Annotated in this window: 12 protein-coding genes and 1 riboswitch; of the genes, 5 read left to right on the top strand and 7 right to left on the bottom strand. The window is 56.9% G+C overall.

Translation table 11 applies throughout. The features are described from left to right. The first annotated feature begins 9 nt into the window (after nucleotides 1–9). Entirely contained in the window at nucleotides 10–1,290 is a 1,281-nt protein-coding gene (locus JRJ26_13790) for a hypothetical protein (protein MBW2058560.1), read from the top strand. Here the strand turns inward: JRJ26_13790 and JRJ26_13785 are convergent. Then, nucleotides 1,240–2,265 carry a glycosyltransferase family 4 protein gene (locus JRJ26_13785; protein MBW2058559.1) on the bottom strand — a complete coding sequence of 342 codons (1,026 nt, stop codon included), beginning with the start codon at nucleotides 2,263–2,265 and terminating at the stop codon, nucleotides 1,240–1,242. The two genes, JRJ26_13790 and JRJ26_13785, sit on opposite strands and share 51 nt — an antisense overlap. A gap of 15 nt (nucleotides 2,266–2,280) precedes the next feature. Further along, entirely contained in the window at nucleotides 2,281–3,783 is a 1,503-nt protein-coding gene (locus JRJ26_13780) for an SPASM domain-containing protein (protein ID MBW2058558.1), read from the bottom strand. A gap of 335 nt (nucleotides 3,784–4,118) precedes the next feature. On the opposite strand from JRJ26_13780, the gene JRJ26_13775 reads away from it, so the two are divergent. Together JRJ26_13775 and JRJ26_13770 are read left to right on the top strand one after the other, a co-directional pair. Beyond that, on the top strand, nucleotides 4,119–4,763 hold the full coding sequence (locus JRJ26_13775; protein MBW2058557.1) for a histidine phosphatase family protein: 645 nt from the start codon (nucleotides 4,119–4,121) through the stop codon (nucleotides 4,761–4,763). Nucleotides 4,764–4,766: 3 nt separating this feature from the next. Further along, complete coding sequence (locus tag JRJ26_13770; GenBank protein MBW2058556.1) at nucleotides 4,767–5,531, top strand: glycosyltransferase; 765 nt, start codon at nucleotides 4,767–4,769, stop codon at nucleotides 5,529–5,531. A gap of 43 nt (nucleotides 5,532–5,574) precedes the next feature. Here JRJ26_13770 and JRJ26_13765 read toward each other — a convergent pair whose 3' ends face one another. From JRJ26_13765 to JRJ26_13745, 5 genes are all read right to left on the bottom strand, one after another. Beyond that, the gene (locus JRJ26_13765; protein MBW2058555.1) at nucleotides 5,575–8,697 is read right to left on the bottom strand and encodes a cyclic nucleotide-binding domain-containing protein; all 3,123 of its coding nucleotides are present in this window, start codon (nucleotides 8,695–8,697) and stop codon (nucleotides 5,575–5,577) included. 131 nt (nucleotides 8,698–8,828) lie between these two features. After that, nucleotides 8,829–9,179 carry a hypothetical protein gene (locus JRJ26_13760; protein MBW2058554.1) on the bottom strand — a complete coding sequence of 117 codons (351 nt, stop codon included), beginning with the start codon at nucleotides 9,177–9,179 and terminating at the stop codon, nucleotides 8,829–8,831. Nucleotides 9,180–9,365: 186 nt separating this feature from the next. Next, nucleotides 9,366–10,667, bottom strand: a complete 1,302-nt coding sequence (locus tag JRJ26_13755; GenBank protein MBW2058553.1) for a TRAP transporter large permease — start codon at nucleotides 10,665–10,667, stop codon at nucleotides 9,366–9,368. Nucleotides 10,668–10,671: 4 nt separating this feature from the next. Then, nucleotides 10,672–11,205 (bottom strand): TRAP transporter small permease, encoded by a 534-nt coding sequence (locus JRJ26_13750; GenBank protein MBW2058552.1) that lies wholly within the window; start codon nucleotides 11,203–11,205, stop codon nucleotides 10,672–10,674. 163 nt (nucleotides 11,206–11,368) lie between these two features. Continuing rightward, entirely contained in the window at nucleotides 11,369–12,394 is a 1,026-nt protein-coding gene (locus tag JRJ26_13745; GenBank protein MBW2058551.1) for a TRAP transporter substrate-binding protein, read from the bottom strand. A 300-nt stretch (nucleotides 12,395–12,694) separates the two neighbouring features. Between JRJ26_13745 and thiI the strand changes: the two genes are divergently transcribed. After that, the gene (gene thiI / locus JRJ26_13740) at nucleotides 12,695–13,864 is read left to right on the top strand and encodes a tRNA 4-thiouridine(8) synthase ThiI (protein MBW2058550.1); all 1,170 of its coding nucleotides are present in this window, start codon (nucleotides 12,695–12,697) and stop codon (nucleotides 13,862–13,864) included. Between the two features lie 151 nt (nucleotides 13,865–14,015). Continuing rightward, nucleotides 14,016–14,113, top strand: a riboswitch (cyclic di-GMP riboswitch). 162 nt (nucleotides 14,114–14,275) lie between these two features. Further along, on the top strand, nucleotides 14,276–14,527 hold a 252-nt coding region (locus JRJ26_13735), incomplete at its 3' end, for a hypothetical protein (GenBank protein ID MBW2058549.1).

The following is a 14,527-nucleotide window of genomic DNA, read 5'->3' as shown; positions in this document are numbered from 1 at the left end:
AGGTATCAGGTGGAGAGTTTTAAGAGGATTCTCTATTACACCCACAATTCGATCGGCCTGGGTCATGCCTTCCGGGCTCTCGCCGTAATCACGGCCATGAGAAAACACCGGCCCGACATCGATTTTCTCGTGGTTTCCGGGACGAGCGTTCCCGAGCTTTTTCTGAAAAACCGCATCGAGATAGTCAAGCTTCCATCCATAAAATTTCACATCGATAACGATACCTATTTCCTCGGTCCCCGCTACCTCAAGAACTGCTCGGTTGAAGAGATCAGTGATTTGCGCCAGAAGATCATCGAGGAGACATTCAACACCTTCCGGCCGGATGTGCTCATTGTGGAGCATAACATGCTGGGCCAGCGGGGCGAGATCATCCCCCTTCTCCTGAAGAAGTGGCGACAGATTCCGCAGAGTGAGGGTTTCGCCCTGGTTCACATAAGCCGGGGGATTCTCAGAAACCCGAGCCTCATCGAAGCTCCTTTCAACGATCGCCGGCAGATGTCTGAATCGATCTACGTGGGGGACCTGTACGATTTCATATATGTCATGGAGGATCGGGAGGTTATCGATATCAACCGGGCCTACTTCGGAAACCGCGAGTCTCTGGGAAAAAAGATCCAGTACATGGGGAAGATCACGGTCAAGACCCGCGAGGAACTGGCACCCAGAGAAGAGACGTACCGGAGTATCAACGGATCGGGACATGAGATCATCCTCGTCTCTCTGGGCAGGAGAAGCTCGGTCTTGAGAATCGCCGAAATCGTGGTTCAGGCCTTCTATGATCTCGGCCTGGAAAATCAGTACCGCCTGTTTTTTGTTATCGACCCCTACCTCGATCCGGCACTGAAAGAGCAGATGGTGAGGAGATTCTCCGACAGTCACATCTATTTCTTCGATTTCCTTTCAAATCTTGTGGATATTATCAACGTCTCCTCTCTGGTCATCGCCAGGGCCGGCTACAACACCTTGAGTGAGGTTCTCCTCACCGATTCCAAGGCGATCCTGATTCCTGAAGAGCACGGTCACCAGGAGCAGGAGACCCGGCTGGACAAGGTCCAGAAAGCGAATATTTCCGTCATCCATGAAGAGGATCTGAACCTGGAGGAGTTTCGAGAAATCCTCCAGCGGATGCTCCGGCTCAAGCCGGTCCCCCTCAACTGTCGTTTTGACAAGTACAGGATCGCGAAGAAGATTCTCCAAGACCTGGACGGCTATTTTGAAAGGCGTTCAGAGGCAGCCTCACCGGGTGTCGATGACCGACATGAGGAGGTCGAGCGAGTCCTTGGGTGAGGGCATCGGCCTGCTCGGGAACCGCCTCAAAAGGGCTTTCTCGATCTTCGAGGAGAAACTCTCCGGGTCGTAGCGGGCTACGAGGTGGGGGTGGCAGAAACCGTGGGGCTCGACGTTCCTCGACAGCACTACGTTGCAGCCCAACTGGAGGGCCTCCACAACAGCTTGGCTGTAACATTCGTTCCGAGAAGGGCTGACAAAGACCTTGGCCTTGCCCATCAATTCGAGTGTGGCGGAGTGGTCGATCCATCCGGTATGGACGGCGCCTTGCACGTGAAAGGGGACCTCGCCTACCACGACGACTCGGAGGTTCCTCCCTCGAAGCAGCTCGAGTATTCCCACCAGAAGATCGTACCCCTTCACATCACGGTCGACACCTCTGTCTTTCCATTGTGCCACGGCAATAAGATCGATTGTCCGTGCGCCCCAGGGGTTTTTCGGCCTAAGCCTGCGAAAGATCTGTGGAACCTCGAAGATCTTGTGGGCAAAGGCGGGATACGCCTTGCTCAGGATGCGGCTGTTCAGACCGGGAGCGGAGAGGATCCTGGTTGCCCTGTCCAGGGCCAGTTTTTCCCGGGCGATCCGGGGTGAAACGAGGGATCCGGGCCGATCCCTCGACCGGAGGAAATCGAGGGCGGTCTTCCGGGGGTGGGCTTTGAGCCACTCCTGGAGATAGGCTGTCCCCCCTGTGATGAGGACCAAATCATCGAGATAGGGTGAGAGGGCGGCGAGCTCGTTTCTTCCCACTACTAGGCGGTGTCTTGCAGAGAGCTTCCGGACCACCGGGGGGACCAGATCGTAGCGGTTTTCTTCCAATAGGGATACGTTTGGCAGGCCCCGCGGGTTGCCGGAAGCGACAAGGAGAGAGGGAATGCCCTCCGAGACGAGCAGATCATGGAGATCGTAGGCGAGTGTTCCGAGTCCTCCCTTGCCGTATCCCTCGAGGTTTACGATGAGTATTTCATATTCTGCCATTCTGAAGTCTCTTGTTCACTTCTCGGTGAGCTCCACTATCTCGAAACTGAGGTCCTTCCTGCTCGGGACAGGACAGGAGGCGCAGAGGGGAATCCTGCGCCATCTTCGGAGGATGTTTTTTCGGAACCTGTTGTATTTTCTTCCAAACCAGATCTCTTCAAAGGACTGGTGAAAGACATTCCCCATCGAATAGGCGGCCTTGAAGTCATTGCAGCATGGGACAACCCGGCCGTCGCTGTCTATGACTACCCTCTCCCAGGGCCACTTGCACCGGTTTTCCTCCAGAGTCTTCTTGAGGATCAGGCCGTGGGTGTCCTCATAGCGGGTATATTCCCTCCTGGTGGGGAGGAATTCTAGTCCCCGATCATGACCCTCTGGACCTGACATCTGAAGGTTGAAGGTCTTGAGTCGTATCCGGTCGGCTCCGAGTTCCGCCGCCAGTTTCCGGAACCCCTCTATCTGGTCCTGATTGTGCCGCATTATGATGAACTGGAGCTCCATCAGGGGCCTGCCGGTCCGCCTTCTCTTCTTCTCCCGAGAGAGCGACCGGATGTTCTTGATCACCCTATCGAGTCTCCCTCTCACGCGGTACCTCGCATAAACCTCCTGGGTGATCCCGTCGAGTGAGATCATGATCTGATCCAGACCCGAGTCGACCAGCCGGGAGGGGTCGAGGAAGTGGCCGTTCGTGGAGACATGTACATCCGGTATGCCACGGTCTTTTGCGTATCGGATCATGGAGTAGATCTCCCTGTGGAGAAAGGATTCACCGTAATTGTGGAGAGTCAGATGGATGAGAAACGGTGCCAACTCGTCGATGACCTTTTGGAATCCCTCAAAGGGCATATCCTCTGTCTTGCCGGTCCGCCCGCTCCCTACCGGGCACATGGGACAGGCCAGGTTGCACCGGCGGGTAGGCTCGACCATGGCGATGACGGGATAGAGAAACGCCCTCGGAGAGGGGGATCTGCCCTCCAGAATGCCTCTCACGAAATTGGCCGTGATTTCGGCTCCTCTCGAGTGGATGGGCCACATGGAGGGTTGGGGATCGTGGTCCGCCTTGATGGAGCCCGTGAAGATCCCACCCGTCGGATCGGGTGGGACCGGATCGATGGTCGGCTCGGTGGGCCTCGGGTCTGCGTGGATCAAGGTGAGAGGTGCCTCTCCTTTTCCGGATCCGGCAAAGAACGCGAGACGGGTAGAAAACGGCTTCGAGGATCCGTTGCTGTCTTCAGGGAGGGCCGAGAAACCGCTCAGCGGTTCAGGGCCCCAGAGGAGAACGGATGGAGAGGCATTGGCGGCCGAACCGGCCGAGAGGTCCCGGAGCGGATCCCGGACTGGGCGGGAGAGGGGCACGGCCTTGCAGTGCTTGAGGTCTCCGGGGTTGAGGTTCTCCGAAGGATGATACAGGAACTCGACCTGGTGGGCGGGGCAGAGAAGGCCCACCCATTTGGCGATCTCCAGCATGCCTGTCTGGAACTCACCCCCGGTTCTCTTCATATAGATGGAAATCGCCACGGCAGATCGTTCTTCCCAGAGGAGATTCCCCAATTTTCGAAGCACTGCCCCAGGATGTCTGTTTGTCGGGGTATTCCCCGATTCTCAAAGGCAGGTCTCTTGTCGCTTCCCTGTCGAGACCGGCAGGCAGGCAATCCCCGTTCCAGCCCGGCTCCCGAACAAAAGGACGCTCAGAACAGGGGGACTCCTCTTCTTGTCCCTCCTTCTTCCTAAGAGTATGCCAGGAGGGAAACCCGTTTCAAGGGGGAACTCGGACAAGGATCGACCTCGACCCGCCTGTGACCCCTTCGCGGTCGGCGGGCCGGTTGACATCCGGCTAAAGGGAGGGGTAGATTTTGGCTTTTGGAAACCTGGTGGGCATGGGATGTCCTATGCGTTTGATTCTGGTCCGGCACGGGGAATCGGAATGGAACCGCGAGGGCCGCGTCATGGGCAGGGCTGACGTGGCCCTCACGGAATTGGGCCGGCGGCAGGCCTGTGCCGTTGCGGAAGCCCTGCGGGTGGAGAGAATCCATGCGGTCTACTCGAGTCCTCTGAGCAGGGCCCTGGAGACAGGAGAGGCCATCATGCACGGCCGGTGCTGCCCCCTTGTTCCCAGTTCAGCCCTCCAGGAGCTCAGCCGGGGAAGTCTCGAGGGTTTGACGAGGGAGGAGGCCTTGGGATTCTACCCGGACCTGCAGAGAGAATGGCTCCACCCTGAAAGGGGGAGCGAGGATTACGGGGGGGAGTCGCTTGTCAGCTTGGGCCTCAGGGTCAGAGAGTGCCTGGGGCGCATCCGGAGGCGCCATCGGCAGGGGACAGTGGTCGTTGTGGGCCATTACTTCGTGAACCTCATGGTCATTCTGGATGCCCTCAGAATGGAACCCTCGAAGTTTCGATGTTTCGACCAGGACTTGGGGGCGATAAGTGTGGTTGATATCGAAAAAGGCCGGTCGATTCTCCGCCTGTTGAACGATACCTGTCACCTCCCGAAAGGATGAATCATGCCTCGGGTCAGTGTGGTCATGTCCGTCTACAACGAGGAGGAATATCTGGTTGATGCGGTGGAGAGTATTCTCCGGCAAACGTTTGAGGATTTCGAGTTCATCATCGTCGATGATGGTTCGCTTGATCATACCCCTCTGATCCTCCAGGGCTATCGGGATCCCAGGATCAGGGTCTTCTATCAGAGCAACCAGGGGCAGTCAGCGGCCCTCAACCGAGGCATCCGGGTCTCCACGGGCCAGTACATCGCCAGGATGGACGGAGACGATGTGTCTCTGCCTGAAAGATTCGAAAGGGAAGTCTCATTCCTCGACGCCCACCCCGAGGTCGGACTCGTGGGGACCTGGTGTGTGAAGGTCGACGCCGCCACCGGCAGGAGGAGACTGCAGGCTCTCCCGGAGGAGGATGAGGCCATACGGAGGTACATGAGGGTCGACAATCCCTTCATTCATAGCTCGGTCATGATCCGGAAGGCCGTACTCGATGGGGTAGGTCTATACGGCGAAGGGCTCATCTGGCAGGATTACGAGCTCTGGGTGAGAATCGCCAGACACCATCGGATGGCCAATATTCCCGAGCCGCTCACGATCAGGAGGAAACATCAGGCCAGCATAACCAGCACGGCGAGGAAGAGCAGGGAGTTCTGGGAGCTTTTTACGATACAGTGGAAGGCGGCCTGGAGGATCGGCATGAGGAGGGAAGGAGCGGCGGCCATGTTCAGATCCCTGGCAATGGCGGCGGGATACAAGATCCGCGGGACTTGAAGGGGAGGGGCACTCCTGGCAGAAGGGCCTCTCCTGCGGTGGTTCAACTCAGGAATTTTTTCTGCAACTCCCGTATGCGCTGGCTGAAGACGCGGCAGATGTTTATCGAGATCTGAGGAAACTCGCGCATGATTTCCTCGAATTCGAGCTTCCCCAGGACCAGCAGCTTGGCCTCGGTATCGGTCTTGACCGTGGCTGACCGGGGTTTATCCTCGAAGAGGGCCATTTCGCCAAAATAGTCCTCCTCGGCGATTGTGGCGATGAGGGTTTCGTGATCTGTGCCGTGGTTTCGTATTACGGACACCTTTCCTGAGATGATCAGAAACATGGTGTCTCCAGGTTCGCCCTCCTTGACGACGATTTCGTCCTTCGGATAGTCCTTCTCCACTGCCACCGAACCGATCGCCGCCAGTTCTTTGACCTGAAGGTCGGAAAAGATATAGATTTTCTTGAGATGAATCATTTTGTCCATGGTTGAAAGCATGGAACTCCTCCTCTCGTCGTGATCCATGGGAGAGAATCTCTCGAGGCTCAGCTCCGCCGTTTCCCGTACAGTCGGTTCGGGATCACTCCGGAGAACCTGGAGTTTCTGCCCAAGGTCTTCGATCTTTCTCTCTCCGATGACGTAGGCTGCACACATCCTGGTCACGGGATCTTCGCTGCCCAGAAGATCGGTCAGGACTGCCAAAAGCCCGGGCTGCTTACCGGCGGCCACGGCGAGGTATTTTTGGGCGGTCCTCAGCTTCTCCTGAATGGGGAGATCGTCAAGGAGGGGGATCAACACCCGGGAAAGGCCAGGATGGAGGGCATCCTCTAAGGCCTCCAGGGCATTGGCCTTTTCCCTGCCCCCCGCTCTGACTCCACGGTAGATGGTGCGCATCTTGTTGCCTCCCCCTTGAACCTCCAGAATCCGGAAGATAGTAAAGAACGCATCGTCGTTCTCGTCTTCCAGATGCCGGACGAGCAGGCCGAGGGCGGGTGTCTCCTCGAGATCCCTGATCTGCTCGATGGAGCGGAGATTCTCGCAGACCGAATGCATCTCCCCGGTGATGAACCCGGAGAGCTCCACGTCTTTCACATCGAGTTCTCCCAGGAGCCGGAGGATGCCGTCTTTCAGATCTCTCTTGGGGGAGTTGAGAGATCTCAGCAAAAAGGGGACCGCCGCCTTTCCGACCTGGACTATTCGATGGAAGGCGGCTTCCCTGACATCGGTCGATTCATCTCCAAGCATCTGGATGGCTCCTTGCAGGGACTTTTCGCTTTCGAGGGCCAGAGCCGAAACGGCGGCCCGCCTGACAGCCGGGTTCGGATCTTGGAGCCATGGCATTATCCGCTGATCTCTTCCAGGTACATCCAAAAGACCCAAGGCGTCAAGGGCTTCCGCCTGGGCCGCAGAGTCCTTTTCTCTTTCGAGGATGGCGTAGAGGTGGGTGTCCAGACCCCTATCTCCGGTTCTGGCGGCGGTCCTTATGCCTAGGAGGAGGTCCTCGGGGTTGCGGCTTTCCAGCCATTTCATGAGCAGGGGGGAGGCCTCTTTCGCCATTCCGGCGTGGAATAGTCCCACGACCGCCTCAGCCTGGACGGTTTCTTGATCTGTGGAGGCCATTCTTCTCAGGAAGTCGAGGTTCTCTTTCGGGGCGAGTCTCCCCACCGTTCCGACCAGATAGGGGCGGAGCCGGGGGGGAGCGGTCTCTGCGATTTGCACAAGGGCCGGCACGACGGCAGGACGATCCTCTGGCCGCAACAGGTCGAGCAACTCGATCTGGACGGCCGGGTCCTTACCCGGGAGGGCCGACAAGATGGCCTCCCCGAGTGCAGGGTATCGGGCCTCAGCCAGGATCCTGGCGCAAAGAGCGGCCGCAGCGCCCTTCTCTTCATCGAGTCCTCTAAGGAGGCGGTTGAGGGTTTCACTGTCCTGGACAAGAACGGTGAAATCGATCTCTTCCAGTTCCCTCAAATCCACCTGCTTCTCAAGGACCGTTTCGAGGAGGAAGGTGGAATAATTCTTCTTTAGACGGAGAGTGACAAGGATCCAGAGGGCCACGAAGAAGAGTCCGAAGATGGAGAAGTAGCTCGCCTGGATGAAGGTCTCGAGTCCCAACAGGATCAGGGATCCCAGGAGACTCCCCGCCCGTGCAGCCACCTGGAGAATGGGGCGGATCTTCGCTCTGACCTTGTCCGGGAAGAGGTTGATCATGATATGGTTGGCAGGATTGTGCATGGTCGTGGTGAGCACGCTGATGCTGATCCTCCCGTAGATGCCCACGAGTATGTCGGACCTGAAGAGCAACAGGGAGAAGACGAGGAAGTAGTTGGCCGGGCGAAACAGCAGGGCATTGGGTATACCCACCCTCGTGTAGACTTTTCCGACAAAAAGGAGGACAACGAAGGCGATGATGCTCAGGACCCCCCTGATTGTAGCATAGAACTGGATAAGGCCTCCCTCTGAGGCGAAGCTCTTGTCGAGGATGACGCTGTACTGGAAGTCGAACATAGGGCCCGCCACGTTGGGTAGGATCCTGATGGCTGCGAGGAGTACGAAAAGGAGGGAACCCTTGGCCAGAACGCTCATCTCCCTGAATCCGGCAATTGGGGAAGACCAGCCTTTTCCCTTCGAATCCCGGGTTCCGGGAAGAGCAATTGGAGGAGGGAAAAGCCGTCCGATCCGGCGAGTCGCCAGAGCCCCCATGACAAGCAGCCCCGCCGAAACAAGGAGAAGATTATCGGGTGCCGTCACCCGGCTCAACGGGGCTGTCGAGAAACTCCCCAGGATGCGTCCCAGAATCCCTGCGGCCGTGATCAGCGGAAAGAGCCTCTTGGACTGGCGGGTGTCGAAGAGGTCGTTGCAGATGTTCCAAAAAACGACGAGCATCACCCCGTTGAACTGCTGCCTCAGGATATACATGACAGGGTAGAGATACCTGAGATCGAAAAGGATCAAGATGCGGCAGAGGATCTCGATTAGGGTAAAGATCACGAAGATCCGGGTGAGAAGGGTCGTGGCCGTGTATCTTCCCGCCAGCCCCCGGATCATGTCCATGACGAAAAACACGAGTACCGCATCGATGACGAACATATGGGGCAGGTATTCGACTCCAAAGCGTTTGATAAAAGCGGTGTCGGTGAAGTTGGCAAAGAGCATCTCGCTGAAGAGAATGAGAAACATCAACCCCCCTGCCCAACCGAAGGGGCTGTTCTCCTCAGGACGAATATCAAGCAGCGTCGTCAGAATTCGTAATGGGGGCCTCATAGGCGACTCTGGATCTTTCCGGGATGGCAACGCTCGGCGGGTGGCTACTATTTCAGAACGCGGCCGAATCTGGTTATGATCTCCTTCTTCAGAGACTTTGCCTTCCTCAGATACATCATCGACTGGGACGGCGACTCTCCCGTGTAGTATCTCCCCTCATCGAGAAAAAAAGCGTATCTGTCGATAAGGTTGATCAGTTCCCATTGGTCTCTGCCGCTCAGGTCATTGAAACCCTCCTCATCCACCATCTCCTCCAGTTGGGGGTGATCCGCGACGACCTCGACATAGGTCACCTTGTCTTCCCTCGAGGGAACGGATTTTCCCTGACCCATGGCAGATGCGGATTCGGTGATGACAAGCAGGAAGAGGACGGAGGCGAAAAGCAGGGTCCTTCTCATCCGGGGCTCCTTTCCCAGATTGAATCGGCCTGTGGCCCGTGTCTCAGAAAAAGCCATCAGCTATTCTATCAACCCGGTTCAGAAAAAAGCAAACCAATCTCCTGGAGTTTCCTCACCTTTCGACCAAGAATTGCCGCAGCCCGGCAGTTGCCGTCTTGGACCCACGAGCGGCCCCGGCTATCCTTCCTAGCGCATGAGGCCGGGCAGGAAGAGGGCGATCTGAGGAAAGAAGACCATGAGGGTCACGGCGACGATCAATGCAAAGAGGAGGGGCAGGATTCCTCTGAATATCACGTCCAGGGGTACGTCCTTGGCCACTCCACTGACAACGTAAACATTGACTCCCACAGGTGGGGTGATTACCCCCATCTCCGTCACCATCACGATGATCACACCGAACCATATGGGATCGTAGCCGAGTCCTACCGCAACGGGGAAGAAGATGGGAATGGTCAGCAGGATCAGGGCAAGGGCGTCCATGAAACAGCCGCCTGCAAGATAGATCAGGATGATTACTCCCATAATCCCCCAGGAGGGAAGGGGAAGGCCCTTTACCCAACCGGCCAGTTCGAAAGGTATCCGCGTTATCGCAAGGAAATGGCCGAAGACGGTCGCACCGGTAACAATTACAAGAACCATACAGGAGATGCGGGTGGTCTCGACGAGGGCCTGGATGAAACCTCTCCACTTCATCCGGCGGCGGGCGATTGCAAGAAACAGGGTGGAAAAGGCGCCGATCGCCCCGGCCTCTGTCGGGGTGAAGAATCCCTTGAACAACCCGCCCATGACAAGGCTGAAGATGATGAGCATCTCCACGAGCCCGGAAAGCGCGCGGACCTTCTCTCTCGTGGTTGTTCTAGGTCCTCTCGGCCCGAGTTCCGGGCTGAGGCGCGTCCAGACATATATGGTCACCAGAAAGAGGCTTGCCAAAAGGATACCCGGAAGAATCCCCGAGGCAAAGAGTTTCCCTATCGACTGCTCTGTCATGATCCCATAAATGATGAAGATGACGCTGGGAGGAATCAGGATTCCCAGGCTCCCGCCCGCAGCTACCGTGCCTGTCGCCAGTTTCATGTCATAACCGTACCTTTTCATCTCTGGCAAGGCCACGGTCGCCATGGTGGCCGCTGCGGCGTTGGTCGAGCCGCAGATGGCGGAGAACCCGGCACAGGCCCCGATCGTAGCCATGGCCAATCCTCCCGGCCAATGGCCCATGAAGGTGTAGGCTGAGTCGTAGAGTCTTGAGCTGATCCCGGCGTGAAAGGCGATCTGCCCCATGAGCACGAAGAGGGGAATTACCGTAAGGCTGTAGGAACCGAAAATGGCGAAGACGTCCTTTGCCAAGAGGCTGAGGCCCGCCTCTGGACTGACCATGTGACTGAAGCCGACAAACCCAACCAGAGCCATGACAAAGCCCACAGGCATCTGTGAGAAGAGAAGAACGACCAAAACCAGCAGGCCTATGATGCCTACAAGGGTCGGGCTCATCCAGTCACTCCTCTCTTGCTCCCCGGTCCGCTCCCCTACCCATGTACCATTCACGGACTCCCTTGGCCATCGATTTGAAGATGCCGCTGATGATGACCAGGCAGACGGTTACGGAGGCCACCGCGATTCCGTACAGGACAGGATAGAAGGGGAGGCGCAGGGTCATGGAGACCTCACCTGCGGCCTTCAGCTCGTTGCCGTAAGCGAAGCATTGCCAGGCAACCAGGGCAAACAGGATGACGCTCAGAATGCGGGTTATCAGGTTTATGACAAACTGGGAAGATACTGGGAGTCGGGAGACCAGAATCTGTACGGCCACGTGTCCCCGTTGGAACGTCGTATGGGGCATGGCAAAGGCGATTACTATGGCACCGAGAAGTCCGACGATTTCGTAGGTTCCAAGTATCGGCCTTCTAAAGAGCCGGAGAATCACATCGGCAACGGTGAGGAGCATCATGCCGACAAGGCACCATCCCGCCGTCCTGTCGAGGAATCGGGACAGCCATGCCACGGACTTTTCGAAGAGGGACGTTTCCATCCTGTTTCATGCCCCTCCGATCTTTCGAGACTCAGTCGAAAAAAACACCTGGAGTTCTTTTAGGGCAGGTGCGGGGGAATCCTCCAGGTTGGGTTCGTGGCGGGCCCGGCCCTTTCTGCTCCCCGCGGGAAAACCCTCTGGCGGAGAACAGGTCTTGCCGGAGCTACTTGCACTTTGTGATTGCTTTCTGCAGAAACTGCACGTACTCTCGGCCGGGTATTCCCTTCCTCTCCTTCTCCTCTATGAATTCATCCAAGACAGGTCTGACCGCGGCCTTCCACCGGGCACTCTCCTCAGGTGAAAGGGAGATGATCTGGTTGCCCAGGCTGAGTGTATATTCCCTACCCGCTTCGTCGCTCTTGTCCCAGGCCTCTCCGTGCTTTGTAATCCACTCCTTGCTGACCTTTGTCATTACTTTCCGCACCGACCTCGGGAGGGCGTCCCATTTCCTCTTGTTCATTACCACGTAGAACCCGGTGGTGTAACCCACGCTGAAGCATTCAGTGGTAGACTTTACGACCTCTGCCTGTTTCCATCCTTTCAAGACCTCCATCGGGCTGAGGGTTCCCTCTACCACACCCTTTTGAAGGGCTTCATAGGCGCCGCCTTGGCCCATGGCGACGGGTACCCCCCCCAGTGCCTTGGCCACCTTAGCGCTGAACCCCGTGGATCGGATCTTCATCCCCTTCACATCTTCCAGGGTGCGGACAGGCCTCTTGGTGTGCAAGAGGCCCGGGCCGTGGGCATGGAGATAGAGCAGGTGGACATCATTCAATTCCCTGGGTTTGAACTTCTTGTAGAATCTGTTTATCACCTGGGTGGCGCAGGAACCCTTAGGATAGCCCAGAGGCAAATCGACCGCCTCCATCACCGGGAAGCGTCCCCTGGTGTAAGCGAAAAGACAGAAGCCTATGTCGGTGATACCCTTCAAGACATAGCTGTAAATTTCCGGCCCTTTACCCAGGGTGCCACCTGGGAAATACGTAATCTTCACCTTCCCACCTGTCCGCCTCTCGACCTCCTCGATCCAAGCCTTAGCCAGTTTGGCCTGGATGTGTGTAGGCGGAAAGAATGTGCTGTATCGCAGTTCGACCGCCCCTGCCCCGGCGGTCGCAACCATAGGACCCGCCACAAGCCCGCTTAACAATATCAGACCTAAAGCAACACCGAGAATCGCTGTTCTTTTCATTTTCCCCCTCCCATATTGAGAGAATTTTTCAGGGGCCTCTGCCCGATCTGCTTTCCCACCACCTCCCATGTCCTGTACTCGATTCCCCCCGTATCTCCTGCCCCAGCCTACCGTCAAGCACGGTCGACCTCTTGGTCTTGGTCAATAGCACACCTGCCGGTCCATGTCAATAGATTTGGGTGGAGTTTCCTGACTTTTGGAGAACACCCTTGTCCCGAAGCGGCATTGCCGGGTGTCGATTGCAAGGAAGCGAAAAATGTGGCAATAATGGACGGGAATTCGATGACCCGGTTGTGGCGGATGGCAGAAGAACGTAACAGCATAGTGGTTCACTACGACGAAATCGGCCTTAAAGGGAAGAACAGGCCTCGCTTTGAGTACAGACTGATGAGGAATATCAGGCAGGCTCTCAGGGGACTGGTGCCGGTCAAGACGGAGAGACTCTACGGCAGGCTCCTGGTCACTGTTGAAGATGAATTCCCCTGGGACCCGGTGGCCCAGAGGATCGGCCGGATCTTCGGGATTTCCTATTTTGCGAGAGCCTTTGAAGGTCCCCCGGACCTGGAGAGGGTGAAGGAGATCTTGAGGGAGCATCTTCCTCAGACGGGCTACGGGTCCTTTGCTATTGACACGAAGCGAGGCGACAAGACCTTTCACCTTACCTCCCCTGAAATAAACCGGGAATTGGGCGCCTTTGTCCAGGCCGAGACGGGAAAGCCGGTGGATCTGAAGAACCCCGACCTTCGAATCTCCGTGGAATGGCTTCACGACCGGGTGCTCCTTTTCTTCAACAGGATCGAGGGACCCGGCGGACTGCCGGTCGGTGCCAGCGGGCGGGTTGTGGGCCTCATCTCCGGCGGGATCGATTCGCCGGTGGCGATCTACCAGATGATGAAGAGGGGGTGCGAGGTGGTGTTTGTCCATTTTCACAGCTTTCCTTTTACCGGGAGGGCCTCCCAGCGAAAGGTGATCGACCTCGTCAAGGAACTCGGCCGTTTCCGTCAGACCTCGAAGGTCTATCTTGTCCCCTTTGCCGAACTCCAGAGAGAGGTTGCCGCAAGGACCCCTGCCCGTTACAGGATTATTCTGTACAGGCGATTCATGCTCCGGTTGGCCGAGAGGATCGCTCAGGGGGAGGGGGCCAAGGCGATTGTAACGGGAGAGAGCCTGAGTCAGGTCTCCTCTCAGACCCTCTCGAATCTGGTTACAGTGGATCACGCGGTAGGTATGCCGGTGATTCGGCCCGTGATCGGCCTTGACAAGAGGGAGATTATCGACCTGGCGCAGAGAATTCGGACCTACTCCATCTCGATCCAGCCTCATGACGACTGCTGCGGATTTCTCATGCCCAGATGGCCCTCGACGCGATCCACCCCCCAGGAACTCCAAGGGGTGGAAAAGGAGTTGGATGTGGCGGGTCTGGTGGATGCCGCACTGGAGCGGGCCGAATGCCGGAGCCTTCCCCCATGACCCCCAGGGGCCTGCACAGCTTCTCTCCTCTTTGAAAAAATTTCAATGACCTATGCAATGATTTCTGTTTTTGTTGTCTCCTCTTGACGGCCTGTGACTCTGTTTTACATGTGTGGCTGGCACCGAATTAGCAACAGGGTGGTTCATCGTATTCCGATAAGGCCAAACCATCCGTGAGGGTGGGACGGAAAGCCGACAGGTCTCGCGCCGCACGCAGGCTGCAGCGGCAGAGACGGCTGGGCTGCCGGAATCAAGAGGGAGTATCGTTCTGTTCCGCTGGGAGGCAGCAGGTTAGATCTGCCCTGTGGTCGAGAGAAGAGTCCGTGCGGGACGGAAAAGCCGGCAATTCCGGATGGCCTCCGGAAGGCCGGCTTTTTCTTTGAGGTTGCGAGAGCAAGGAGAGGGAGACTGATGGAGATCTTTTTTGGAGGAAAGAGTCGCTCCGGTAGAGCCGTGCAGAGCCTGAGGAGAACCAGAAGGGCTGCAGGATGTCTTTTTTTGACTTTTTTCATGGCCTTGTCCTCAACCGTCCTTGCCGGGGACATCGACATTTACACGAACAACGGTGAAGGGGTTGAGCCGAACATCCTGATCATTTTTGACAATTCCGGGAGTATGAACGAGGAGATCCAGGTTTCTTTTTACGATCCGTCGGTCACCTAT

This window comes from Deltaproteobacteria bacterium (assembly GCA_019308905.1).
Lineage (GTDB): Bacteria > Desulfobacterota > BSN033 > WVXP01 > WVXP01 > JAFDHF01.
The sequence above is the reverse complement of the archived record's forward strand: the minus strand, read 5'-3'. Positions and strand labels throughout refer to the sequence as shown.

What these genes read in the sequence shown, in the direction of transcription:
- JRJ26_13755 (MBW2058553.1), bottom strand. Translation starts at nt 10,667, where the DNA reads ATGAGCCCGACCCTTGTAGGCATCATAGGCCTGCTGGTTTTGGTCGTT.
- JRJ26_13770 (MBW2058556.1), top strand. Translation starts at nt 4,767, where the DNA reads ATGCCTCGGGTCAGTGTGGTCATGTCCGTCTACAACGAGGAGGAATAT.
- thiI (MBW2058550.1), top strand. Translation starts at nt 12,695, where the DNA reads ATGGCAGAAGAACGTAACAGCATAGTGGTTCACTACGACGAAATCGGC.
- JRJ26_13785 (MBW2058559.1), bottom strand. Translation starts at nt 2,265, where the DNA reads ATGGCAGAATATGAAATACTCATCGTAAACCTCGAGGGATACGGCAAG.
- JRJ26_13765 (MBW2058555.1), bottom strand. Translation starts at nt 8,697, where the DNA reads ATGTTTCTCATTCTCTTCAGCGAGATGCTCTTTGCCAACTTCACCGAC.
- JRJ26_13760 (MBW2058554.1), bottom strand. Translation starts at nt 9,179, where the DNA reads ATGAGAAGGACCCTGCTTTTCGCCTCCGTCCTCTTCCTGCTTGTCATC.
- JRJ26_13750 (MBW2058552.1), bottom strand. Translation starts at nt 11,205, where the DNA reads ATGGAAACGTCCCTCTTCGAAAAGTCCGTGGCATGGCTGTCCCGATTC.
- JRJ26_13745 (MBW2058551.1), bottom strand. Translation starts at nt 12,394, where the DNA reads ATGAAAAGAACAGCGATTCTCGGTGTTGCTTTAGGTCTGATATTGTTA.